Here is a 25,059-nt window from a genome sequence, read left to right as displayed (position 1 = left end):
ATGGCGACCTCGACCGACACGTCGCCCCAGGCGGCGTCCGAGGCCGGCGGCGGCCAGCACCTGCTCGACGTCACCGACCTCGTCATGCACTTCCCGGTCTACGGCGGCGGCCTGCTGCGCCGCGTCGTCGGCCACGTCCAGGCCGTCACCGGCGTCTCGCTGCACGTCGACGCGCGCGAGACCCTCGGCGTCGTGGGGGAGTCCGGCTGCGGCAAGTCGACCACCGGCCGGGCCATCCTGCAGCTGCACAAGCCCACGTCCGGCTCGGTCGTGTTCCAGGGCAAGGAGCTGACCGGGCTGGACGCGCGCGGGATGAACGAGGTCCGCCGCGACCTGCAGATCGTCTTCCAGGACCCCTACGCCTCGCTGAACCCGAAGATGCCGGTCAACGACATCATCGCCGAGCCGCTCAAGGTGCACGGCAAGTGGCGCGGCGGTGGCAAGAAGCGCGTCGCGGAGCTGCTGGAGCTCGTCGGCCTCAACCCCGAGCACGGCAACCGCTACCCGCACGAGTTCTCCGGCGGCCAGCGGCAGCGCATCGGCATCGCCCGGGCGCTGGCGCTGCAGCCACGGCTGCTGGTGCTCGACGAGCCGGTGTCCGCGCTCGACGTGTCCGTTCAGGCCGGCGTCGTCAACCTGCTCGAGGACATCCAGGACGAGCTGGGCCTGGCCTACATCTTCATCGCACACGACCTCTCGGTCGTCCGGCACATCTCCGACCGCGTCGCCGTCATGTACCTCGGCAAGGTGGTCGAGACCGGCACCCGCGACCAGGTCTACGACAGCCCGGCGCACCCGTACACTCAGGCGCTGCTCTCCGCCGCCCCGACCGCCGACCCGGTCGAGGAGCGCCGCCGCGAGCGCATCATCCTCGCCGGCGACGTGCCCAGCCCGCTCGACCCACCCAGCGGCTGCCGGTTCCGGACCCGCTGCTGGAAGGCCCAGGACATCTGCGCCGCCAAGGAGCCGCCCCTCATCGACACCGGCGTCGGTCACCCCGTCGCCTGCCACTTCGCCGAGATCGACACCCGCGTCGTCTGAGCCCACTCGCCCGAACGCTGTGAGTTCACTGTCCCGCCAGCGACAGCGACCTCACATCGTCCCGGCACCGGTGCCACACCGTTCGCATGTCCACAGGCCGGGCCGCTGTGCGGGGTTGTCCACATTCGCCGGTCTCGCGGCGGTGTGCTCAACGTGGCGGGCGGACGATGAAGGCGTGAACATCCCAGACGAACTGGCGCGCGTGGCGGCGATCCAGGACGCGATCGTGACCCGGCGTCAGGCCATCGGCTGCGGTATGTCGGCGGCCGCCATCCGGCACGCACTCGGTCCTGGCGGCCACTGGCAGCGACTGGCCACGGGCATCTACGCGACGTTCACCGGCCGGCTGACCCCTCGGCATCGGGTGCGAGCAGCCCTCCTGCGCGGCGGCGCCGCGGCGATGATCAGTGGCGGCCACGCCTGTCGTGCCTACGGGCTGCGCTACGTACCGGCCGAGGCCGCGCTGGTCTGCCTGGTGCCAGCGGCCCGGCAACCGGGCGGATTGGCGTTTGCCCAATATCGGCGCACGTCAGCCCTGCCGACGCCCAGGCGGATCGACGGCATTCCGGTGGCGCCGCCGGCGCGAGCCGTCGTGGACACCTGCCGAGGCATGCTCTCACTGCGAGCGGTACGTGCACTGCTCTGCGAGGCCGTCCAGTCCGGCCTGACCACCCGCGAGCAGTTGGCTGGCGCCGTCGGCGACGCGAGATGGCCTGGGTCCGCGCTGGTCCGGTTGGCGCTGGGAGACGTGGAGGTGGGATGCCGGTCGGCGCCGGAGTGTGAGTTGCGAGACCTCGTTCGGACCTCGCTCGTGCTCGACGAGCCCCTGTGGAACCGTCCGTTGCCGGAGGAGACCGCGGGTCAACTGATTCCCGACGCGCACTGGCGCGATGCACGCGTTGTGGTCGAGGTCGACTCGTCGGAGTGGCACCGGCTCGGTGATGGGCCGGAGCGGACCGAACGGCGTCGGGCCCGGTACGCCGCTCTCGGCTGGACCGTCGTGCCCGTCTCGCCCTGGCGGCTGCGGCACGAAGCGCGGACGGTGCTGGCTCAGATCGAGGCCGCACTCCAGTCGAGTAGGCGCAGTCACGCGGGGTGACGATGTGCCGTCACTGCGGGATCGATGTGAGTTCCCGGTGCCCGGGGGAGCACCGATGCCACATCGTTCGGTCCGGACCGGGCGTCATGCGCCGGCGATGAGGCGCGATGCGGGGCGGCGGGCTCGTACGCCGTAGGATGGGCTGTCATCTCCCCCATCCAGAACGGGTTCTCCGCATGTCCGTGCGCAGCCGCGACGACCTTCGGAACGTCGCGATCGTCGCCCATGTCGACCATGGCAAGACCACTCTCGTCGATGCGCTGTTGTGGCAGTCCGGGGTGTTCCGGGCCAACCAGGACGTCGCCGACCGCGTGATGGACTCCGGTGATCTGGAGCGGGAGAAGGGCATCACGATCCTCGCCAAGAACACCGCCGTCCGCTGGCGCGACACCACCATCAACATCATCGACACGCCGGGGCACGCCGACTTCGGCGGTGAGGTGGAGCGCGGCCTGTCGATGGTCGACGGGGTGGTGCTGCTGGTCGACGCCAGCGAGGGGCCGCTGCCGCAGACGCGGTTCGTGCTGCGCAAGGCGCTGCACAACCGGCTGCCGATCGTCGTCGTGGTGAACAAGACCGACCGGCCCGACGCGCGCATCGCCGAGGTCGTCGACGAGACGTACGAGCTGTTCCTGGACCTGCTCGACGACTCCAGCGACCAGAGCGCGCTGGACTTCCCGATCGTCTACGCCTGCGCCCGCGACGGCAAGGCGGCGCTGGAGCGGCCGGCCGACGGCGAGATGCCGGCGGCCGACGACCTGAGCGCGCTGGTCACCACCATCCTCGAGACGATCCCGGCGCCGACGTACACCGACGGCGCGCCGCTGCAGGCGCACGTCACGAACCTCGACGCGTCGCCGTTCCTGGGCCGGCTGGCGCTGTGCCGGGTCCGCGAGGGCGAGATCGCCAAGGGCTCCCAGGTGGCGTGGTGCCGCAAGGACGGCAGCATCGAGCGGGTCAAGGTCACCGAGCTGCTGATGACCGAGGCGCTGGAGCGGGTCCCCGCCGAGAAGGCCGGCCCGGGCGACATCATCGCCGTCGCCGGCATCCCCGAGATCACCATCGGCGAGACGCTGGCCGACGTCGACGACCCGCGGCCGCTGCCGCTGATCACCGTCGACGAGCCGGCGCTGTCGATGACGATCGGCGCGAACACGTCGCCGCTGTCCGGCCGGTCCGGGGGATCGAAGGTGACGGCGCGGCTGGTCAAGGACCGGCTGGAGTCCGAGCTGATCGGCAACGTCTCGCTGCGGGTGCTGCCGACGGAGCGGCCGGACGCCTGGGAGGTTCAGGGCCGCGGCGAGCTGGCCCTCGCCGTCCTCGTCGAGACGATGCGCCGCGAGGGCTACGAGCTCACCGTCGGCAAGCCGCAGGTCGTGACCCGCGAGGTCGACGGCAAGGTGCAGGAGCCGTTCGAGCGGCTCACCGTCGACTGCCCGGAGGAGTACCTCGGCGCCGTCACCCAGCTGCTGGCGGTCCGCAAGGGCCGCATGGAGCAGATGACCAACCACGGCACCGGCTGGATCCGCATGGAGTTCGTCGTGCCGGCCCGCGGCCTGATCGGGTTCCGCACCGATTTCCTCACCGAGACGCGCGGCACCGGCCTCGCCCACCACGTGTTCGAGAGCTACGAGTCGTGGGCCGGCGACCTGCGCACCCGCCCGACCGGCTCGCTGGTCGCCGACCGCTCCGGCGTCGCCACCTCGTACGCCATGTTCAACCTGCAGGAACGCGGCACGCTGTTCGTCGAGCCGACGACCGAGGTGTACGAGGGCATGATCGTCGGCGAGAACTCCCGCTCCGACGACATGGACGTCAACATCACCAAGGAGAAGAAGCTCACCAACGTCCGCTCCTCCACGGCCGACGAGCTGGAGCGGCTGATCCCGCCGCGCAAGCTGTCGCTGGAGCAGGCGCTGGAGTTCTGCCGTGACGACGAGTGCGTCGAGGTCACGCCGAAGGCGGTCCGGCTGCGCAAGGTCGTCCTCGACGCCGCCACACGTGGCCGGGCGGCGGCCCGTCGCAAGCACGCCCAGTAGCCCGCTCCTGGCGTCGTCGGCGCAGGTGAGCGATGATGTCACCGGTCGCGGGAGAGGTCACGTTCTTGTTGCGAGTATGAGATCGGCCAACGGCAGGACTTGCCCCGGGACGAGGTCGGCACATAGAAAGTGACGGGCACGTTTGTGCCCAAATCGGCCAAAACGGCCGAGTGGCGCTGGCATCGGGCACTCCGCAGCCTCGCCTCGGGAGTTCGGGGAGGAAACGCCATGCCAGTCTCGCCACGCAGGTCGGTGGTGCTGGGAACCGTCGCGCTCGCGCTCGCACTGGGCGCCTGTGGCGGCGGTGACGACAGCAGCGACGCGGCCGGCGAGAGCGCCAACACCGTCACCGTCCGCGGCTGCAACCCGCAGAACCCGTTCGTGCCGGCGAACACCAACGAGGTCTGCGGTGGCGACATCCTGGACCAGGTGTTCTCGTTCCTCATCAGCTACGACCCGGATACCGGGGACATGGCGAACGAGATCGCGGCCGACATCAGCAGCGACGACAGCCAGGTCTGGACCATCACGCTCGAGGAGGGCTGGACCTTCCACGACGGCTCCCCGGTCACCGCGAGCAGCTTCGTCGACGCCTGGAACTGGGCGGCGCTGGGCTCCAACGCGACGCTGAACAGCTACTTCTTCGAGCCGATCCAGGGCTACGCGGACGTCCAGGGCGAGTTCGATCCGGAGTCGGGCGAGTACGTCGAGGGCTCGGCGGCCGCCGAGACGATGTCCGGGCTGCAGGTCGTCGACGACCTGACGTTCACCGTCACGCTCAGCCAGCCCGAGTCGCAGTTCTCGCTGCGTCTGGGCTACACCGCGTTCGCCCCCCTGCCGCAGGCGTTCTTCGACGACCCCGAGGCGTTCGGCCAGCACCCGATCGGCACCGGCCCGTTCCAGTTCGAGTCGTGGGAGCCGAACATCGACGTGCGGCTGACCGCCTACCCCGACTACGCGGGCGACGTGCAGCCGAGCATCGACGGCGCGATCTACCGCATCTACGAGAACGACGACGCCGCGTACAACGACCTGCAGGCCGACCAGCTCGACATCATGCCGCTGCTGCCGACGTCGGCGCTGGCCGGCAACACGTACCAGATCGACCTCGGCGACCGGTACATCCGCCGTCCGACCGGTGTCACCGAGACCATCACGTTCGCACCCGTCAGCGTGGACGACCGGTTCGAGGACCCGCGGCTGCGGCAGGCCATCTCGATGGCGATCGACCGGCAGACCATCGTCGACACGATCTTCTCCGGCGCACGCACCCCGGCGACCAGCTGGTCCATCCCGCAGGTTGTCCCCGGCGCCGTCCCGGACACGTGTGGCGACTTCTGCACTTACAACGAGACCGCGGCGCAGGCGCTGTACGCCCAGACCGATGGGATCGAGGGCCCGATCGCGCTGTCGTTCAACGGCGACTCCGACCACAACGGGTGGGTCACCGCGGTCTGCAACAACATCACCGACGTGCTGGGGATCGAGTGCGTTCCCTCGCCGGTGGTCGACCTCGCCACGTTCCGCGACCTGATCACCAACCGTGAGATGGGCGGCATCTTCCGCACCGGCTGGCAGATGGACTACCCGTCGCTGGAGAACTTCCTGGTGCCGCTCTACGCCACGGGCGCGTCGGCGAACGACGGCGACTACCACAACCAGGCCTTCGACGACGCGGTCAACGAGGCGGCCACGTTGGGGGGCGTCCCGGGCATCGCGAGGTACCTCGAGGCGGAGCGGATGCTGGCTGCCGACATGCCGGCCATCCCGCTCTGGCACCGGGTCAACATCGCCGGCTACTCCACCCACGTGGACAACGTCCGGATCACCGTGTTCCAGACCGTCGACCTGCTCAGCGTCACCACCACCGGCTGACGCTTCCTGGGGTGCGCGCCGTACAGTCTGCTGCGGCGCGCACCCGCGGCGCTGCTCCCCGCTGAAGGAAGGTCATGGGTCGGTACGTCGTCCAGCGCCTCGGACAGATGGTGCCCGTGGTCATCGGGACCACGTTCCTCATCTACGCGCTGGTGTGGGCGCTGCCGGGCGACCCGTTCGCGGCCAAGTGCGGCGACCGGCCGTGCCCGCAGCGCTACATCGACCGGATGACGGCCGAGTACAACCTCGACGACCCGCTGCCGCTGGCCTACTTGAAGTACATGGGCAACCTGGTCACCGGCGACTTCGGCCAGACGTTCACGGGCGCGTCCATCGCCGACGAGCTGCTGCAGCGCTACCCGACGACGCTGCAGTTGACGGCGCTGGCGATCCTGGTGGAGGTCGTCATCGGCATCGCCGCCGGCGTGCTGGCCGGCATCCGCCGCGGCGGCTTCCTGGACAACCTGGTGCTGGTCAGCACGCTGGTCGTGGTGTCGATCCCGGTGTTCGTGACCGGGCTGCTGGCGCAGATCATGTTCGGCGTGCGGCTCGGCTGGTTCCCGGTGACGTCGGACGGCAGCCTCTTCTCGCTGGTGCTGCCGGCGATCGTGCTGGGCAGCCTGTCGCTGGCGTTCGTCGCGCGGCTGGTCCGGGCCAACCTGGTGGAGAACCTGCGCACCGACTACGTCCGCACCGCGATCGCGAAGGGGCTGACGCGGCAGCGGGTGATCGGCGTGCACACGCTGCGCAACTCGCTGATCCCGGTGGTGACGTTCGTCGGCGCCGACTTCGGCGGGCTGCTCGGCGGCGCGGTCGTCGTCGAGGGCATCTTCAACATCCCGGGCGTGGGCAACATGATCTTCCGCGGCATCAACGCGCACGAGGGCGGGACGGTGACCGCCGCCGTCACCGTGCTCGTGCTGGTCTTCCTGCTGGTCAACCTGGTCGTCGACCTGCTGTACGCGGTGCTCGACCCGAGGATCCGCCATGTCTAGGCCGACGATCCCGGACCAGGTCGTGCCGCCGCCGGCCCGCGCCGGCGGACGGCGCGCGGCCGGACGCGGTGTCCGTCCGGGGCGGACGAGGCGCGGCCGCCCGCGCGGCGGCGGGCACGCGGCGTCCACCCCGCACTCGCTGGCCGGCGACGCCTGGCGCGACCTGCGCCGCAGCCCGGTCTTCCTGATCTCCGCCGCGATCATCGTCGTGCTGGTCGCGATGGCCGCGGCGCCCGGGCTGTTCACCAGCACCGATCCGGAGGCCTGCGACCTCGCCTTCTCCCGCCAGCCGCCGAGCGCGAGCGCCTGGTTCGGCTACGACCTCCAGGGCTGCGACATGTACGCGCGCACCGTCTACGGCGCGCGGGCCTCGATCCTGGTCGGCGTGCTGACGACCATCGGCATCGCGGTCGTCGGCAGCGTGATCGGCATGATCGCCGGGTACCACGGCGGCTGGCTCGACACGCTGCTGTCGCGCGTCACCGACATGTTCTTCGCCGTGCCGATGCTGCTCGGCGCGATCATCGTGCTGGCGACGTTCCCGTCGACGGTGCAGACGCCGGCCTGGCAGACCATCGGCAAGGTGGTGCTGGCGCTGGGCGTGCTCGGCTGGACGACGGTGGCCCGGCTGATGCGCTCGACGGTGATCCAGGTCAAGCAGGCCGAGTACGTGCAGGCCGCACGCGGGCTCGGCGCCGGCAGCCGGCGCGTCCTGCTGCGCCACGTCCTGCCCAACGCCGTCGCGCCGGTCGTCGTCTACTCCACCATCATCCTCGGCGTGTTCGTCGTCTTGGAGGCGACGCTGTCGTTTCTGGGCATCGGGCTGCGGCCGCCGGTCATCTCGTGGGGCATCGCGATCAGCGAGGCGCGCGCCTACATCCGTCAGTCCCCGCACATGCTGCTGTTCCCCGGCGCCTTCCTCTCCGTGACGGTGCTCGCCTTCATCATGCTCGGCGACGCGGTCCGCGACGCCTTCGACCCGAGGCTGCGTTGACGTGTGATCGTGACCACCCGAAGTTCCGCAAACACGTCATGATCGGACCGGTTCCGCCGAAGAATCCGCAGCTAACGTCGCAGTACAGCGGCAGGATCACAGCTACCAGCCGGTATGGTCACAGTCCGGTTGCGTTGTACGACGTCGGTCCTGACGGACTTGCCCGCAGAGATGCGCGGGTTTAGAAATGAGGGCGCGGATCAGGGTCGCGCCCCTACCCGGATGTGCGCAGATCCGCACGAACTGTGGCGAGACCGATCGGTCACGCCCGTGAACCCACCGGGCGCAGGCCCGTAATGAGGAGGATTCCATGCGAGGCTCTGCTCGCAGAGGAGCCGTGGTCGCAGCCGCCGTCGGCCTGGCGCTCGTGCTCGCCGCGTGTGGCGGCGACGACGACGGCGATGGCGGCGGCAGCGGCTCGACCGGCGACAGTGGCTCCGGCGACGGCCCCACCGGCTCGGTGTCGATCAACAGCACGCAGCCGGAGAACCCGCTGATCCCGACCACCACCAACGAGGTCGGCGGCGGCAACATCGTCGACGCCATGTGGACCGGCCTGGTCTCGTATGACCCCGACACGGCCGAGCCCGGCCTGGCCGTGGCCGAGTCGATCGAGCCGAACGAGGACTTCACCCAGTTCACCATCACGATCAATGACGGCTGGACGTTCCACGACGGCTCGCCGGTCACCGCGCAGAGCTTCGTCGACGCCTGGAACTTCGGCGCCGCGGGCGAGAACGCCCAGCTGAACCAGTACTTCTTCGGTCCCGACGGCGCCAACATCGCCGGATTCGAGGAGGTCGCCGGTCAGACCGACGACGCGGGCGCGTTCGTCCCGGGCTCGGCGACTGCCGAGACGATGAGCGGCCTCGAGGTCGTCGACGACACCACCTTCACGGTGACGCTCGGCTCGCCGAACTCGCTGTTCGAGACGATCATCGGCTACTCGGCGTTCTACCCGATGCCGGAGAGCTTCTTCACCGACCAGGCCGGCTTCATCGAGCACCCGATCGGCAACGGCCCGTTCGAGTTCGTCGAAGAGGTCCCGAACCAGTCGATCAACCTGCGGGCCTACGCCGACTACGCCGGCGACCCGAAGCCGCAGGTCGAGAACATCGAGTACCGCATCTACGCCGACCTCGACGCCGCCTACGCCGACGTCGTGTCGAACCAGCTCGACATCCTCGACAAGATCCCGCCGGTGGGTCTGGCCGGCGACGTGTGGATGACCGACCTCGAGGGCCGGTCCGCCTCCGAGCCGCTGACCACCCGGTTCACCAGCCTCACGTTCCCGCTGACGAACACCGAGGCCTGGGCCGACCCCAACCTGCGCAAGGCCATCTCGATGGCCATCGACCGGGAGGCCGTCATCGCGGCCGCCTACGGCGCGGGCAACTACGTCCCGGCCAACAGCTGGGTCCCGCCGGGCAACGACGGCTACGTCGAGGGCACCTGCGGCGAGTGGTGCAACTTCGACCCCGAGGCCGCGCAGGAGCTGTACGCGCAGTCGCCGGGCGTCCAGGGCCCGCTGCTGATCTCCAGCAACTCCGACGGCGGTCACCGTGAGTGGGTCGAGGCGGCCTGCACGTCGATCCGCGAGACGCTGGGCATCGAGTGCCAGGGCGACTATGACCCCGACTTCGGCTCGTTCCGCGGCCGGGTCAACGCCAACGAGATCACCAACCCGTTCCGCACGGGCTGGGTGGCCGACTACCCGTCGATCCAGAACTTCCTGGCGCCGCTCTACACGGCGAACGGCTCGGCCAACGACGGTGGCTACAACAACCCCGAGTTCGACGAGCTGATCCGCCAGGCCGCCGGCCTGGAGGGCGAGGAGGCGCTGGAGCTGTACAACCAGGCCGAGACGCTGCTCGCCGACGACATGGCGATCATCCCGCTCTGGTACGACAACGGCCAGCGCGGCTGGTCGGAGAACGTCAACGAGCCGGGCTTCACCTGGAAGGGCTACGTCGACCCGCTGTCGATCTCGGTGAAGTAACCGACGATCTAGGGTCGCAGCGGTCGGTTGCGGGGCGTCCATCTCGCCTGAGGCGAGATGGACGCCCCGCACGCTGGCGCAAACCGTTGCCGACGGGAAAGGTTGGTCCATGGGCCGGTACGTCGCGCGCCGCCTGCTCCAGATGATCCCGGTGATCATCGGCACGACGCTCATCATCTACACCCTGGTCTGGTTCCTGCCGGGCGATCCGTTCGCCGGCCGCTGCGGTGCCAGGCCGTGTCCGCCCGCGTACGTCGCGGAGATGACGGACAAGTACAACCTGGACGACTTCTGGCTGATCGCCTACGCCAAGTACCTGTGGAGCCTGCTGCACGGCGACTTCGGCGAGACGTTCCAGGGCCTCTCGGTCGGCGAGGAGCTGCTGCGGGCCTACCCGACGACGGTGAAGCTGGCCCTGGTCGCGATCGCCTTCGAGATCCTCATCGGCATCGGCGCCGGCATCCTCGCCGGACTGCGGCGCGGCAGCTTCATCGACAACCTTGTGCTGGTCTCCACTCTGGTCGTCGTCTCGATCCCGGTGTTCGTCATCGGATCGGTGCTGCAGCTGTTCCTCGGCATGCGGTGGGGGATCTTCCCGGCCACGGTGGGCGGTGACGCGAGCCTGTACAACCTGATCCTGCCGGGGTTCGTGCTCGCCTCACTCTCACTGGCCTACGTCGCCCGGCTGACGCGGACCAGCCTCGCGGAGAACCGCCGGGCCGACTACGTCCGCACGGCCGTCGCGAAGGGCCTGCCGCAGCGCCGCGTCATCGGCATCCACACGATGCGCAACTCGCTGATCCCGGTCATCACGTTCATCGGCGCCGACTTCGGCGCGCTGCTCGGTGGCGCCATCGTCACCGAGGGAATCTTCAACGTCCCCGGCGTGGGGAACCTCATCTTCCGTTCCATCACCACCAGGGACGGTGTCATGGTCACCGGCGCGGTGACCGTGCTCGTCCTCGTCTTCCTGCTGGTGAACCTGCTGGTCGATCTCATCTACGGCTGGCTCGACCCGAGGATCAGTCATGGCTGACCCCATACCTCCCGTCGTCGCCGCGGCCGAAGCGCCCGAGACGACCGAGACCGCCGTCCGGACGCTGGGCCGCGACGCGTGGCACGACCTGATCCGCAAGCCGACGTTCATCATCTCGGGCGTGCTGTTCCTGTTGTTCGTGACCATCGCCATCGCACCGAGCCTGTTCACCTCGCTGAGCCCGACCGACTGCGACCTCGGGCTGACCCGCCAGGGCCCCAGCGGCGCGGCCTGGTTCGGCTACGACAACAACGGCTGCGACGTCTACACGCAGACCATCTACGGCGCCAGGGCCTCGATCATGGTGGGTGTGCTGACGGCGATCGGCGTGCTGATCATCGGCGGCATCACCGGCACCATCGCCGGCTTCTACGGCAAGACCACCGACACCGTCGTGTCCCGGCTCGGCGACATCTTCTTCGGCATCCCGCTGCTGCTCGGCGCGCTGATCGTGCTGGTCTCGTTCCCCGGCGACGCGGAGACACCGGAGCTGGTCACGATCTCGAAGGTCGTGCTGGCACTGGCCGCGCTGGGCTGGCCGCAGATCATGCGCATCATGCGCTCGTCGGTGCTGCAGGTGCGCTCGGCCGACTACGTCCAGGCGGCGCGCGCGCTCGGCGCCGGCGGCACCCGGATGATCCTCAAGCACGTGGTGCCGAACGCGATCGCGCCGGTCATCGTCGTCGCGACGATCGCCATCGGCGGGTACATCGCCGCCGAGGCGACGCTGTCGTTCCTCGGCGTCGGGCTGCAGCCGCCGGTGGTCTCGTGGGGCCTGGCCATCAGCCGGGCGCAGGACTACGTCCGCACGTCGCCGCATATGCTGTTGTTCCCGGCGTCAGCGCTGTCGTTGTGTGTGCTGGCCTTCATCATGCTCGGTGATGCCATCCGCGATGCGCTCGATCCGAAGCTGCGTTGAGCAACACCACAGGAGGAGGTCGAGTGGCGACCACGCAAGCCGGCATCGCGCCGCGCGCGGACCAGGCCGGAACCACCCCGCTGCTGGAGGTCGAGGACCTCCGGGTGGAGTTCCGCACCCGCGACGGCGTCGCGAAGGCCGTCAACGGCGTGTCGTACACGCTGCACGAGGGTGAGACGCTGGCCGTGCTGGGTGAGTCCGGCTCCGGCAAGAGCGTCACCGCCCAGGCCATCATGGGCATCCTCGACAGCCCGCCCGGGTTCGTCACCGGCGGCAAGGTGCGCTTCCGCGGCCAGGACCTGCTGACGCTGCCCGACGACGAGCGACGCGCCTACCGCGGCCGCAGCATCTCGATGATCTTCCAGGACGCGCTGTCCGCGCTGAACCCGGTGTTCCCGGTCGGCTGGCAGATCGCCGAGATGTTCCGCGTCCACGAGGGCCTGTCGAAGAAGGACGCCCGCGCCCGCGCCGTCGAGCTGATGGAGCGGGTGCAGATCCCGGCCGCCCGCGAGCGGGCCGGTGACTATCCGCACCAGTTCTCCGGCGGCATGCGCCAGCGGATCATGATCGCGATGGCGATCGCCCTCGACCCCGACGTGCTCATCGCCGACGAGCCCACCACCGCGCTCGACGTCACCGTCCAGGCGCAGATCATGCAGCTGCTGGCCGACCTGCAGCGCGAGCGGAACATGGGCCTGATCCTCATCACCCACGACCTCGGCGTCGTCGCCGACGTCGCGGACAAGATCGAGGTCATGTACTCCGGGCGCATCATGGAGCAGGCGCCGGTGCACGACATCTACGCCACGCCCGCCCACCCGTACACCAAGGGGCTGCTCGAGTCGATCCCGCGGGTCGACCTCAAGGGCCAGGAGCTCTCGGCGATCAAGGGGCTGCCGCCGAACCTCACCAACATCCCGGCCGGCTGCGAGTTCCGGCCCCGCTGCCCCTACGCGCGCGACATCTGCAAGGAACAGCGGCCGGCACTGCAGGAGGTCGTGCCCGGCCGGTTCAGCGCGTGCCATTTCGCACAGGAGGTGCTCGAGGGTGACATCGAACCCGCCCAGCAGTGAGGTCGTCCTCGAGGTCGACAACCTGGTCAAGCACTTCCCGCTGACCACCGGCGTCGTCATCAAGCGCCAGGTGGGCGCCGTACAGGCCGTCGACGGCGTCTCGCTGCAGCTGCACAAGGGCGAGACCCTCGGCATCGTCGGCGAGTCCGGCAGCGGCAAGTCGACGCTGGCCAAGCTGCTCATGCGGCTGGAGGAGCCGACCAGCGGCCAGACGTACTTCCACGGCCAGAACATCTACGACCTGCAGGGCCGGGCGCTGCGCGAGCTGCGCCGGAACATCCAGATCGTGTTCCAGGACCCGTACTCGTCGCTGAACCCGCGGATGACCGTCGGCGACATCGTCGGCGAGCCGTTCGACATCCACCCCGAGGTCGCGCCGCGCGGCCAGCGGCGCAAGCGGGTCCAGGAGCTGCTCGACGTCGTCGGCCTCAACCCCGAGCACATCAACCGGTACCCGCACCAGTTCTCCGGCGGCCAGCGCCAGCGCATCGGCATCGCCCGCGGGCTGGCGCTGCGGCCGGAGATCATCATCTGCGACGAGCCGGTCTCCGCGCTCGACGTGTCGGTGCAGGCGCAGGTCATCAACCTGCTGGAGAAGCTGCAGGACGAGTTCGGGCTGTCGTACATCTTCATCGCCCACGACCTCTCCGTTGTCCGGCACATCGCCGACCGGGTCGCCGTCATGTATCTCGGCCGTATCGTCGAGACCGGCAGCGACACGCAGATCTACGAGAAGCCGACGCACCCGTACACACAGGCGCTGCTGTCCGCGGTGCCGGTGCCGGACCCGTCGGTGCGTGGCCAGCGCCAGCAGATCATCCTCAGCGGCGACGTGCCCAGCCCGGCCAACCCGCCCAGCGGCTGCCGGTTCCGGACCCGCTGCTGGAAGGCGACGGACAAATGCGCTCAAGAGGACCCGGCGCTGACGATCCGGCCCGGCAGCGACCACGAGTCCGCCTGCCACTACGCCGCCGTCCGCGAGGACGTCGTCGTCCACCACTAGGGGACTGACCAGGGCGAATGCGGTCGCAACGCGACTGCAACGTGTCGTCGCCTACCCTCGTCTCACGACCGGGCGGGCCGCCCATAAACCCAGCCCGCCCATCGCCCGCCCGGTCGAACTTTCTTGCCGTGTAGACAACGAGCCCGGCTGGTCCATGGGCGCCCGCCCGGTCGAACTTTCTTGCCGTGTAGACAACGAGCCCGGCTGGTCCATGGGCGCCCGCCCAGTCGAACTCTTAGACGTCTGTGGCAAGCCCTAGCTCGCCGTCCAAGCTGGCCAGGACGGCGGCGGCCTCGGCCTTCTCCGGGGAGCCCGGCGCGAGCCCGTCCAGGCAGGCCCGCCAGATCTGCGCGTCGTCGCGGCCGGAGGGCGACAGGGCGTAGCGCCGCAAGGCCTCGCCGTCGCCGGACTGCAGCAGCACGTTGCGCAGCCAGCCGTGCAGCCGATAGCGCAGCGCGACAACGCCGGGCGCGGCCGAGCGTGGCAGCAGGTCGCCCCGGTACAGCTCCACCGCGGCGCGGTGATCGCCGCGGCCGAGCAGGTCCGCGACGTCCATCGCGTCGGTGCGAAGCTCCGCCCGCAGCCGGTACTGGCCGGCCGGTGAGAGCAGGTCGGGGACGGCCTTGCGCAGCCGGGACATCTCGGCCCGGACGGTGACCTCGGCGGCGTCGTGCTCGTACAGCTGCCAGGCGAGCTCGCTGGCGGGCAGTCCGTCAGGATGCTCGGCGAGCAGGAGCAGCAGCTCGGTGTGGCGCAGGCTCAGCTCGAGGCTGCGGCCCTGGTGCACCAGCAGCCCGCGGGGGCGGCCCAGCACCTCCAGACGACTGCCGGGCACGGCGACGGTGCTGCCGAGCAGCCGCAGCTCCGCCTCGACCGCCGCGACGGCGGACCGGACCAGGAACGCCGACTGCGGCGCCACCACCGAGGCGCCGCCGGTGATGTCCAGCACGCCGATGGTGTGGCCGGTCAGCGGGTCGCGGATGGGTGCCGCGGTGCAGCTCCACGGCTGGACGCTGCGGGCGTAGTGCTCGCTGCCGAAGACCTGAACGGTGTCGCCGACGGCCAGCGCCGTCCCGATGGCGTTGGTGCCCATGGCGTCCTCGCACCAGTCCGCGCCGGCCTGCAGGTGCAGCCGCTCGGCTCGTCGGCGCAGGTCGTCGTCGCCCTCGGCCCACAGGATGCGGCCGCGGGCGTCGCCGACGATGACCAGCACGCCCGCGTCGGCGGCGTCGTCGACCAGCAGCCGGCGCACGACCGGCATGGCGTGCCGCAGCGGGTGGGTCGCGCGGGCCTCGGCGAGCGCGTCGTCGACCAGTGTGACCGGCGAGTCGCGGCGGTCCGGATCGACGTGCAGGGCGGCCGAGCGCCGCCAGGACTCCAGGACGACCGGCCGCACCTCGCCGGGGCCGTCCGCTTCGGATCGGAGCTCGGACCGCAGGAAGCTCTCGTGGGCCCGGGCCGTGTTGCGCCAGCGGCTGACCGGGTCGACGCCGTTCGGGAGCGCGAGCGAGAGGCTGGGCACGTCACTCCTCCTGGGGAGGTGGTCCGCGGACACGCCTAGAGTAGGCCGTCCTCGCACCGCCCGACGGCCGAACCCCGGCGATCGCTACCCTGTCGGCGCCGCTGCATAGGCTGGGGTGCATGCCCGTCGACCTTCCCGACCGCCGGCTGCTGCTGGTCCACGCCCACCCCGACGACGAGTCCATCGGCACCGGCGCCACCATGGCCCGGTACGCGGCCGAGGGCGCCCACGTCACGCTCGTCACCTGCACACAGGGCGAGCAGGGCGAGATCCTGGTGCCCGAGCTGGCGCACCTCGCGCCCGAGCACGACGACGCGCTGGGCCCGCACCGGGCCGGCGAGCTGGCCGCCGCGATGGCGCAGCTGAAGGTCGCCGACCACCGGTTCCTGGGTCGTCCGGGCCGGTACCGCGACTCCGGCATGGTGTGGGGCAGCGACGGGCGCCGCGCGGTCGCGCCGGACCAGCTCGACCCGCGCGCGTTCTGGGCCGCCGACCTGCGCGAGGCGGCCGACGAACTGGTCGCCGTCATGCGCGAGATCCGGCCGCAGGTGCTGGTGACCTACGACGAGCACGGCGGGTACGGGCATCCGGACCACATCCAGGCGCACCGGGTGGCCACCTACGCGCGCGACCTCGCCGCCGTCCGCTCCTACCGGCCCGACCTCGGGCCTGCCTGGGACATCGCCAAGGTGTACTGGACGGCCACGCCCCGCGAGGTGCTGCAGGAGGCGCTGACGGCGCTGCGCGAGCGGGGCGGGTCCGGCTTCGAGGAGATCGCCTCGGCCGACGACTTCGGCTACGTGGTCGGCCTGGCCGACGTCGACGCCGTCGTCGACGGTACGGACTTCCTCGACGCGAAGATGGCGGCGATGCGGGCGCACGCGACGCAGATCGACGTGCACTGGCCGTACTTCACGCTGTCGGACAACGTCGGGCAGCCGATCTGGGCGCAGGAGTACTTCCGGCTGGCGCACGGCCGTCGGGGCCCGGCCGACCCCGCCACCGGCTACGAGACCGACCTCTTCGCCGGCGTCGAGCCGTGACCGTCGCACCCGGAGCGGCGCCGTCGGTGCGCCCGGCGCCCGCGCCGGGTCCGTCGCGGCGGGTCCGGGTGCTCTCGGCCGTCGGCGTCGCCCTGCTCGGGGTGGTCGCGGTCGCCGTCGGGGTGTCGGGTGCGTTCGTGCACCGCTGGGCCAACCCGGCGGGGATCCTGCTCGCGGTCGGCGGCGCCGTCGCGCTGGCGATCCTGGCGCGGGCGTGCGCGCGCAGCCGGGCCGGGCTCGCGGTGGTTTCGGCGCTCTGGCTGGCTCCGGTGCTGTGGCTGGGCATGGAGCCGCCGGGCGAGGATCGCGTCATCATGGCCGACGAGGCCGGCCTGGTGTTTCTCTTCGGCGGAACGGTGGCGCAGGCGGTCGCGTTGGGCCTTGGCGCCGAGGCGAGATCGACTCGACGAGTGACGTAAGATGCGCTGGGCACGACCTGACTACTGACGAATTGCGCATATTCCATCGATAGGTGCTCCAGCGTGACCGACAATCCACCTGGTGGCGGCGATGCCGTTGCCGGCGCCGAGTCCGACCGGTCCACCGGCGGCCCGGCGGTGACGTCTGCCGCAGACCCTACCGGGCCGGGCGGAGACGCATCCGCACGCCCTGACGGTGAGACGCACGGCACATCCGCGGGTGCCGGCGCCGGCTCCGGCGCGCCGGAGCGGCGCACCACCATCGCCGCGTCGGCGGCAGTGCTCGCGCAGAAGCGGGCGGCCAAGGCCCGAGCGGCGGCCGAAGCGAACGCCGCCCGGACGGCGGGCGGTCCCGACACGCAGCCGACCCGGCCGGCCGAGGTGCGGGGTATGTTCGAGCCGCGTGGTCAGGTGCAGGGCGGCGCCGCTGCAGTGAGTCGTCCGGGGCCGGACGGTGCCCAGCGTGGTGGTGCCGAGGCGCAGGGGGCGCGCGAGCCGCGTGGCCGGGTGCAGGACGGCGCCGCCGCAGTGAGTCGTCCGGGGCCGGACGGTGCCCAGCGTGGTGGTGCCGAGGCGCAGGGGGCGCGCGAGCCGCGTGGCCGGGTGCAGGACGGCGCCGCCGCCACGAGCCGTCCGGGGCCGGACGACGCCCGGCGTGGTGGCGCGGAGCCGCGGCCGAGCCGCTCGGCGTCCGGCCAGTCCGCGCTGTCGGCCGGGCCGGCCGAGGCGCGTCGCACGGACGCGGCTGACGGCCGTTCCGAGGACCGGCGCGCTGCCGAGCCGACTCCGTCCACCGATGGCGGCCGTGGCCCGCAGCCGCTGCCGACCCGCCAGCGCCCGACCTCGGCGCCCCTGGGTGCGGCGACGCCGCAGCCGTCGATGCTGCCGCCGGTCCAGCCGGACCAGCGCGCCGCCAACCGTCCCGCGGCCGACGAGTCGCGGTTCGCCGCGACGGCGCAGGCGTTCACCGGGGCGCAGGCGGCCCGGGCCCGGGCGGCCGAGCAGTCCGAGCCGGCCGCCGCCGGCCGCGACAGCCAGGACCGCGGCGATGGCCAGGAGCGGCCGGCCGCCGCCGGCAACGGATCGCCGGCGCAGCGTCCGGCGCCGGGCCGATCGAACGTCAAGGACCGCGACCGCGTCGGACAGCCGCCGGTCGACCCACGCCTGTCCGGGCCGGTCCCGACCGCCGCGCAGGCGCGAGCCGCCCAGCGGCCCGCACCCGGTCAGGCCTCCGTGCCGCCGGGTGCCGTGGGGAACGGACAGCACTACGAGGAGCCACGAGTCGTGCGCGATGCAAGGGAAGCTCGGGCACGAGCCGAAGAGTCCGGCGGCGACGCCGCCCAGCCCGCCGCCGCGGCCAACGGCGGCGCCGAGCCCGGCACCGCGGCCCAACAGTCCGAGACGACTGCGCCCCAGCCCGAGACGACGGAGCCGCGAGCCGTGGAGACCGAGGCTTCGGACTCGAGCGTGAGCGACACCACGGCCGGCCAGGCGACGTCGCCGGCAGTGGCCGCCGCAGCGCCGTCCACTGAACACGAGGGCCCGGCGGAACCGGCCGCGCCCACGGCGTCGGCGACGACCGTCGAGTCGACGAGCGCTGACGAGCAGGCCGCGTCCGCCACGTCCACCGAGCAGGCCACGCCGGCCGACTCGGCGAAGAGCGCCGCGGCGGCCACGTCCGGCGAGCAGGCGACCGCCGGCGGGCCGGACACCTCGGCCGATGCAGCCGGGGCCACTGAACAGGACACTTCTGCCGAGCCGGACACACCCACCGAGCCCGCGACGCCGCGGGAGCCGGGCGTGCGCGCCGCAGGCATCTACACCGTCCCCGGCCGCGAGCCCCAGGACCAGACCCAGGCCCTCGGCGGCGCCGACGCGCCGACGCTGCCCGGGGCGCCCATCCCGCCGGCGGTCCTCGCCGCGGCCGACGAGGCTCCTGAGACACCGGGCGGCGAGGCCGCGCCCGGCCGGGCCGCCCGCCGGCAGCAGCAGCGCTCCTTCGGTCAGGCCGCGACCGCGGCCGCCCTGCTCGAGTCGCGCGGCGGCAACGGCGGCGGCCAGAACGGCGGCGGCGACGACGAGGACAGCGGCGAGGCCGCCGGCGGCCGGAGCAAGGTCCGGCTGGCGGCCCTGATCGTCGCCGGCGTGGTCGTCGTGCTGGGGATCGGCTACGGCGTCGCGTACGCGGTCGCCGGCGGCTCGCTGGCCCGCAACGCGACCGTCGCCGGCATCGACGTCGGCGGGATGACGCCGGAGGAGGCCGAGGAGACGCTCGCCGCCCAGCTGCCGGCGCTCGTCGACCAGCCCTTCCATCTGACCCTCGGCGACGGCGAGACGACCTACGAGGTGGTGCCGTCGGCGGCCGGGATGACGGTCGACGTCCCGGCGACGGTGGACGCGGTGCCGGGAGGCAGCGCGAATCCGATCTCGCTGGTCAAGGCGCTGTTCGGCGGGGGCGAGACGACGCCGGTGCCGGCGATCGACCGGGCGGCGCTGGAGACGGCGCTGACCGAGATCGCCGCCCAGGCCGACGTCGAGCCGGTGAACGGCGCGGTCGCCTTCGACGCCGGCACCGTCGTGACCAGCGACCCGCAGCCGGGTCGCACGGTCAACCTCGACACGACCATCGAGCGGCTCGAGGACGCGTTCTTCGGCGCCGAGTCGACGCTGCCGATCGGCGACATCGAGCTGGCCGTCGACGAGGTGCAGCCTGCGGTCAGCGCCGAGGAGGTGCAGCGCGCCGTCGCGGAGTTCGCCCAGCCGGCGATGTCCGCGCCGGTGACCGTCGTCGCGGGGGAGGAGAGCGTCGAGCTGCCGCCGGACCTCGTCGGGCAGGCCCTGACGATGGCGCCCGACGACGCCGGCACGCTGCAGCCCGCCCTCGACGGCGCCAAGCTGACCGAGGTCGCCCGCGACCTGCTCGCCGAGGTCGGCCAGGAGGGCCGCGACGCCACCATCACGATCGAGGGCGGCGCGCCGGTCGTCGTCCCGGCCGAGCGCGGCCAGGGCATCGCACCGGAGACGCTCAGCGCGGCCCTGCTGCCGGTGCTGACGGCCGAGGGCGACGCGCGCACGGCGACGGTCGAACTGAGCGAGGTCGACCCGGAGCTGTCGACGGCCGCGGCCGAGGAGCTGGGCGTCACCGAGATCGTCGCCGAGTTCACCACCCGGTTCCCGCACGCCGAGTACCGCAACGTCAACATCGGCACCGCGGCGGCGCGCATCGACAACACGCTGCTGCTGCCGGGCGAGGAGTTCAGCCTCAACGGCATCGTCGGCGAGCGGACCGAGGCCAACGGCTTCACGACCGGCACCATCATCGACGGCGGCCGGCTGGAGGAGTCCCTCGGCGGCGGCGTCTCCCAGGTCGCGACGACGACGTTCCACGCGGCCTTCCTGGCCGGCCTGGAGGACGTCGAGCACTGGCCGCACTCGATCTACTTCGACCGCTACCCGATCGGCCAGGAGGCCACGGTCGCGTGGGGCTCGAAGGACATGCGGTTCAAGAACGACACCCCGTACGGCGTCGTCGTCGACACGACGTTCTCGCGGAGCTCGCCGGGCAACCAGGGCACGCTCAACGTGAAGATCTGGAGCACGAAGTACTACACGGTCGAGACGTCGGTCTCCGAGCGCTCCAACTTCACCTCGCCGCAGACCATCTACGACACGTCGGACAACTGCGCTGCGCAGGGCGGCAGCCAGGGCTTCAGCATCACGTCGTACCGGCAGGTGTTCACGCTCGACGGCACCATGGTCAAGGACGAGGCGGACCCGTGGACCTACAACCCGAACCACCGGGTCATCTGCGGTCCGGATCCGGGTGCGGGCGAGGGCGAGAGCGACGGAGAGGACTGACGGCGGCTCAGCGCAGCCGGCGGTAGTGGTACGCGTGGTGCTCGGCGAAGCCGGCCTTGCGGTAGGTCGCCCGGGCCGGCTCGTTCGGCTCGGCGACCTGCAGGTACACGTCGGTGGCGCCGTGCCGCTCCGCCCACGCCGCCAGCCCCGTGACGATGTGCCCGCCCAGCCCGCGACGACGGGCCGACGGCGTGACCTCGACCGCCGTCACGCCCAGCCAGCGCCGTCCGCTGGGCGCGGAGCTGACGGCACCGCGCGCGATCGCCACCCGCACGCCGTCGTCGTCCACTGACGCGAACCCGACGGTCTCGGCGTTGACGAGCACGGAGACGGCGTGCGCGGGCAGCTCGCCGCCCCGGTAGTGGTAGCCGGCCAGCCAGTCGTCGTCGGGCCGGTCGTCGACGCGGACCGGCGGCAGCCCGGGGCGCTCAACACCACGGACGACCGACAGTGGCGCGACCATGACGAACGTCCGGTCCTCCGGCGCCGGCCAGCCGCGCGCGTCCAGCACCGGTCCGAGCGCCCGGCCCAGCGGCTCCGGCACCTGGAACGCCGGAACCAGCCCCCGCGACCGGTACCAGTCCTCGACCAGCGCGACGGCGTCCGGCAGCGGCCGCCCTGGGTCGTCCAGCGGCAGGCAGGAGTTCGCCCGCCCGGTGAACCCGCCGGCGGCCCGGAGCAGCCAGCCATCCACCCACGAGGACTCCAGCGCCCGCCAGCCGTGCAGCGCGGCCGCCTCCAGGTCGCGGACGTCGCGCCGGGTCACCGTCAGCTCCGGCACGGCCTTGACGGCGATGACGTCGTCCGCCGTGACGTTCACCACGTCGCCGCCCCTCGACGGCCGGATCCGCAGCTCGCCACCGGCCCACGACACCAGCACGCCGAGCACGTCAGTGGCCCCGAACTCCTCGTCGTGCAGCCGGTACCGGACCACGACACGCCGCCCGACCAGGGCGGACGGGTCCTGATTCGTGCTGGGCTGTCTCATAGGCTGACCTTGGTGCACGATGGGATGCGGGCAACGCGATACTAGGGCTGAGCACGACTGAGTAGCCGCACCGGTCCACCGGATGGGCTTGCGATAGGAGGACACCGCCGTGACGTACGTCATCGCGCAGCCTTGCGTCGACCTCAAGGACCTCGCCTGCGTCGAGGAGTGTCCGGTCGACTGCATCTACGAGGGCGAGCGGATGCTCTACATCCACCCGGATGAGTGCGTCGACTGCGGTGCGTGCGAGCCGGTCTGCCCCGTCGAGGCGATCTTCTACGAGGATGACGTCCCCGGCGAGTGGAAGGACTACACGCAGGCCAACGCGGAGTTCTTCGACGACCTCGGCTCGCCCGGCGGCGCCGCGAAGCTCGGCGCCATCGACAAGGACCACGCCGTCGTCGCTGCGCTGCCCCCGCAGGAGCACGAGGGGCATTGAGCAGGGTGCAGCTGCCCGACTTTCCCTGGGACGCCCTCGTCCCGTACGCCGAGCGGGCGGCGGCACACCCCGACGGCATCGTCGACCTCTCCGTCGGCACACCCGTCGACCCGACGCCCGAGGTGGTCCGCCGCGCGCTCGCCGCGGCGGCGGACGCACCGGGCTATCCGACGACGGTCGGCACGCCGGCGCTGCGTGAGGCCGCCGTGCAATGGCTCGGCCGCCGGGCCGGCGCGCCGGGCCTGGACACCGACGCCGTCATCCCGGCCATCGGCTCGAAGGAGCTGGTGGCCTGGCTGCCGACGCTGCTCGGCCTGGGCGCCGGCGACACCGTCGTGTTCCCGGAGCTGGCCTACCCGACGTACGACATCGGCGCCCGGCTGGCCGGCGCGGAGCCGGTCGCCAGCGACTCGGTCACCGCGCTCGGACCGCGCCGGGTCGGCCTGATCTGGCTGAACTCGCCGGCCAACCCGCACGGGCGGGTGCTGCCGGCCGCACACCTGGCGAAGGTCGTCGACTGGGCGCGCGAGCGCGGCGCCATCGTGGCGTCCGACGAGTGCTACCTGGAGCTGGGCTGGGATGAGCGGCCGGTCTCGATCCTCGACCCGGCCGTGAACGGCGGCTCGCTCGACGGGCTGCTGGCGGTGCACTCGCTGTCGAAGCGGTCCAACCTGGCCGGCTACCGTGCCGGGTTCATGGCCGGCGATCCGGCGCTGGTCCGGCGGGTGCTCGAGGTGCGCAAACATGCCGGGCTGATGGTCCCGGCGCCGGTGCAGGCCGCCATGGTGGCCGCGCTCGACGACGACGAGCACGTCGAGGAGCAGCGGGCCCGGTACGCCCGCCGTCGCGACGCGCTGCGGGCGGCGCTGGTCGAGGGCGGGTACCGCATCGACCACTCGACCGCCGGCCTCTATCTGTGGGCGACCCGCGACGAGCCCTGCTGGGACACCGTCGGCCGGCTGGCCGACCTCGGCATCCTCGCCGCGCCGGGCGACTTCTACGGCCCCGCCGGCGGCTCGCACGTCCGCATCGCCCTCACGGCGACCGACGAGCGCGTCGACGCCGCCGTGAAGCGCCTCACAGCCTGACGACCCCTCGCTCATTTCCGGCTCTTCTGATGCCTCCGTGGGTGGACTCTGCTCTCGTGGCGGGGCGACGCCAGGGGCCAGTCGAGTCGGCGGAACCGGCGTATGCACGCCACACCGGCGGCTCCTGGCTCGCGCAGGTGTGTGTCCGGCGGTTTCGCGGGCATCGGCCGTCGCAGCGTCCCAGCGTGACCGGCGACCCACGGAAGCAGCAGAGCCACACCGCCTGACGGCGGGTCAGCTGACGGCGGCCGCGGCGGTGGCGGCGTCGGGGCCGATGCCAAGGGCGACCTCGGCGCCGGAGCAGGACACGACCGCCGACTGGCCGGGGCCGGTGAAGACGGTCCGGCCGCCCTCCTCGGTGACGTCGGCGTCCTGGAACGCGGCCGCGTAGAAGTCGGCGACGGTCTCGCACAGCGGCGCGGCGTCGCCGCGGTCGGCCAGCACGAGCGCCACCGCGGTCCGGTCGCCCTCGCCCCAGACGGTGACCTCCCCGCCCGCCCACGCCGCGGTCAGGTCCTTCGGCTCGGACCGCGCCAGCGACTCGTCGTCACCCGGCGCCTCCAGCAGGAACAGCAGGTCGGCGGCGCCGAACGTGTCCGTCCGCAGCTCCTCCCAGCCATCGCCGGGGCCGGCCGGGTCGCGGACGTCGACGGCGGCCTCGCCGGCCCGGTAGCGGTCCGGGAACAGGATCTGCGCCGTCGTCGTGGGCACGTCGTCGTAGGTGGCGTCGACCGCGTCCCAGCCGCCGTCGAGGAAGACGTCGCAGGTGAACGTCAGACCCTCGACGTAGGGGAACTCCAGCTGCCGGGCGACGAAGTGCGGCAGCGCGTCGAGGTCGGCCGACGTCTGTCCCGACGCCGACTGCAGCGCCAGCAGCTCGTCCAGCGGCAGGTGCTGCGCGATGAACTGCTGGCTGTACAGCGACGCGTCGCCCTCGATCGCGTTCAGCGCGGCGTAGGCGGCGTCGGAGCCCGACTCGGCCGCGATCGCCTCCTGGTCCGGCAGCCCGAGCGCGGCGTCGGCCTGCGCGTGCACGAGCTCGTGCGCGGTGATGAACGTGCCCATGCCGTCCATCTCCTCCGACCCGATGACCAGCTGCCGCGTCTCCGGGTCGTAGAAGCCGCCGACCCCGGCGTCGAGCGCGTCGAGCTGGCTCTGCACGAGGTCGGTGCCGGGCTCGACGGCGCCCAGCGCGGCCAGCAGCCGGCTGTCTACGGCGGCCCGCTCGGGGTCCAGCTCTGCCTCGGTCAGCTCGACGGCGCGCCGCTGCACCTCGTCGAGGCTGACGAACTCGATGTCGACGTCGTCGCCGGCGGGCAGCCCGCGCTCCTCCTCGACCAGCTGAGCGATCGCCGCGACCTGCGTCTCGACGTCGGCGTCCGGGATCGAGTCCGAGCCGCCCAGGCCCAGCCCGCCCGCGCCGAGGCACTCGTACAGGATCGGGTCGACGTCGCCCAGCCCGAGGTCTCCGCCGAGGTCGCCGAGCAGCCCTTCCAGCCCGTCCTCGCCGAACAGGTCCTCCAGCCCGCCGAGCCCGGACGAGGGCGCATCCTCCTCGGCCGCGGCGGCCAGCTCGTCGCGGGCGGCGTCGCGCTCGGCCCGGGCGTCGTCGACCCGCTCGTCCATGAC

Annotated in this window: 18 protein-coding genes and 1 pseudogene; 16 read left to right on the top strand and 3 right to left on the bottom strand. The window is 71.9% G+C overall.

Annotated features, from left to right (window positions below):
• The 11 genes from C1I92_RS12135 (at position 1) to C1I92_RS12085 (ending at position 14,073) form a co-directional block, all read left to right on the top strand.
• Positions 1–1,041 carry an ABC transporter ATP-binding protein gene (locus tag C1I92_RS12135; RefSeq protein ID WP_111254922.1) on the top strand — a complete coding sequence of 347 codons (1,041 nt, stop codon included), beginning with the start codon at positions 1–3 and terminating at the stop codon, positions 1,039–1,041.
• 175 nt (positions 1,042–1,216) lie between these two features.
• Positions 1,217–2,140, top strand: a complete 924-nt coding sequence (locus C1I92_RS12130) for a putative endonuclease domain-containing protein (protein WP_111254921.1) — start codon at positions 1,217–1,219, stop codon at positions 2,138–2,140.
• Positions 2,141–2,316: 176 nt separating this feature from the next.
• Positions 2,317–4,179 (top strand): translational GTPase TypA, encoded by a 1,863-nt coding sequence (gene typA / locus C1I92_RS12125; protein WP_111254920.1) that lies wholly within the window; start codon positions 2,317–2,319, stop codon positions 4,177–4,179.
• A 228-nt stretch (positions 4,180–4,407) separates the two neighbouring features.
• Positions 4,408–6,054: a peptide ABC transporter substrate-binding protein gene (locus C1I92_RS12120; RefSeq protein WP_111254919.1), complete on the top strand. Its 1,647-nt coding sequence runs from the start codon at positions 4,408–4,410 to the stop codon at positions 6,052–6,054.
• Between the two features lie 74 nt (positions 6,055–6,128).
• The gene (locus C1I92_RS12115) at positions 6,129–7,049 is read left to right on the top strand and encodes an ABC transporter permease (RefSeq protein WP_111254918.1); all 921 of its coding nucleotides are present in this window, start codon (positions 6,129–6,131) and stop codon (positions 7,047–7,049) included.
• Complete coding sequence (locus C1I92_RS12110; protein WP_111254917.1) at positions 7,042–8,043, top strand: ABC transporter permease; 1,002 nt, start codon at positions 7,042–7,044, stop codon at positions 8,041–8,043. The genes C1I92_RS12115 and C1I92_RS12110 overlap by 8 nt, the downstream gene beginning before the upstream one ends.
• 337 nt (positions 8,044–8,380) lie before the next feature.
• The gene (locus C1I92_RS12105; RefSeq protein WP_158564096.1) at positions 8,381–10,042 is read left to right on the top strand and encodes a peptide ABC transporter substrate-binding protein; all 1,662 of its coding nucleotides are present in this window, start codon (positions 8,381–8,383) and stop codon (positions 10,040–10,042) included.
• Between the two features lie 109 nt (positions 10,043–10,151).
• Positions 10,152–11,078 carry an ABC transporter permease gene (locus C1I92_RS12100; protein WP_111254915.1) on the top strand — a complete coding sequence of 309 codons (927 nt, stop codon included), beginning with the start codon at positions 10,152–10,154 and terminating at the stop codon, positions 11,076–11,078.
• Positions 11,071–11,997, top strand: a complete 927-nt coding sequence (locus tag C1I92_RS12095) for an ABC transporter permease (RefSeq protein WP_111254914.1) — start codon at positions 11,071–11,073, stop codon at positions 11,995–11,997. Before C1I92_RS12100 ends, C1I92_RS12095 begins: the two co-directional genes overlap by 8 nt.
• A 23-nt stretch (positions 11,998–12,020) precedes the next feature.
• Positions 12,021–13,070 carry an ABC transporter ATP-binding protein gene (locus tag C1I92_RS12090; RefSeq protein WP_111254913.1) on the top strand — a complete coding sequence of 350 codons (1,050 nt, stop codon included), beginning with the start codon at positions 12,021–12,023 and terminating at the stop codon, positions 13,068–13,070.
• Positions 13,045–14,073, top strand: coding sequence for an ABC transporter ATP-binding protein (locus C1I92_RS12085; RefSeq protein ID WP_199521164.1), 1,029 nt, complete (start codon positions 13,045–13,047; stop codon positions 14,071–14,073). Before C1I92_RS12090 ends, C1I92_RS12085 begins: the two co-directional genes overlap by 26 nt.
• A gap of 235 nt (positions 14,074–14,308) precedes the next feature.
• Here C1I92_RS12085 and C1I92_RS12080 read toward each other — a convergent pair whose 3' ends face one another.
• Positions 14,309–15,595: a sigma-54-dependent transcriptional regulator family protein gene (locus C1I92_RS12080; RefSeq protein WP_111254911.1), complete on the bottom strand. Its 1,287-nt coding sequence runs from the start codon at positions 15,593–15,595 to the stop codon at positions 14,309–14,311.
• Positions 15,596–15,714: 119 nt separating this feature from the next.
• On the opposite strand from C1I92_RS12080, the gene mshB reads away from it, so the two are divergent.
• The 3 genes from mshB (at position 15,715) to C1I92_RS12065 (ending at position 20,915) form a co-directional block, all read left to right on the top strand.
• Positions 15,715–16,638: an N-acetyl-1-D-myo-inositol-2-amino-2-deoxy-alpha-D-glucopyranoside deacetylase gene (mshB, locus tag C1I92_RS12075; RefSeq protein ID WP_111254910.1), complete on the top strand. Its 924-nt coding sequence runs from the start codon at positions 15,715–15,717 to the stop codon at positions 16,636–16,638.
• Positions 16,635–17,057 (top strand): DUF6113 family protein, encoded by a 423-nt coding sequence (locus C1I92_RS12070; protein WP_111254909.1) that lies wholly within the window; start codon positions 16,635–16,637, stop codon positions 17,055–17,057. The genes mshB and C1I92_RS12070 overlap by 4 nt, the downstream gene beginning before the upstream one ends.
• 63 nt (positions 17,058–17,120) lie before the next feature.
• Positions 17,121–20,915, top strand: a complete 3,795-nt coding sequence (locus C1I92_RS12065) for a VanW family protein (RefSeq protein WP_146605110.1) — start codon at positions 17,121–17,123, stop codon at positions 20,913–20,915.
• 7 nt (positions 20,916–20,922) lie between these two features.
• Here the strand turns inward: C1I92_RS12065 and C1I92_RS12060 are convergent, their stop codons facing one another.
• Positions 20,923–21,903 carry a GNAT family N-acetyltransferase gene (locus tag C1I92_RS12060; RefSeq protein WP_111254907.1) on the bottom strand — a complete coding sequence of 327 codons (981 nt, stop codon included), beginning with the start codon at positions 21,901–21,903 and terminating at the stop codon, positions 20,923–20,925.
• 109 nt (positions 21,904–22,012) lie between these two features.
• Here C1I92_RS12060 and fdxA point away from each other — a divergent pair, with 109 nt between their 5' ends.
• Positions 22,013–22,342 carry a ferredoxin gene (fdxA, locus tag C1I92_RS12055; protein WP_111254906.1) on the top strand — a complete coding sequence of 110 codons (330 nt, stop codon included), beginning with the start codon at positions 22,013–22,015 and terminating at the stop codon, positions 22,340–22,342.
• A complete protein-coding gene (gene dapC, locus C1I92_RS12050; protein ID WP_111254905.1) occupies positions 22,339–23,430 on the top strand; it encodes a succinyldiaminopimelate transaminase in 1,092 nt (363 codons plus the stop codon). The genes fdxA and dapC overlap by 4 nt, the downstream gene beginning before the upstream one ends.
• Positions 23,431–23,664: 234 nt before the next feature.
• On the opposite strand, the pseudogene C1I92_RS33770 reads toward dapC, so the two are convergent.
• Positions 23,665–25,059 (bottom strand): annotated as a pseudogene (locus C1I92_RS33770) (hypothetical protein); the annotation flags it as partial.

It is taken from the genome of Jiangella anatolica (genome assembly GCF_003236295.1).
Classification (GTDB): Bacteria; Actinomycetota; Actinomycetes; order Jiangellales; family Jiangellaceae; genus Jiangella; species Jiangella anatolica.
The sequence above is the reverse complement of the archived record's forward strand: the minus strand, read 5'-3'. Positions and strand labels throughout refer to the sequence as shown.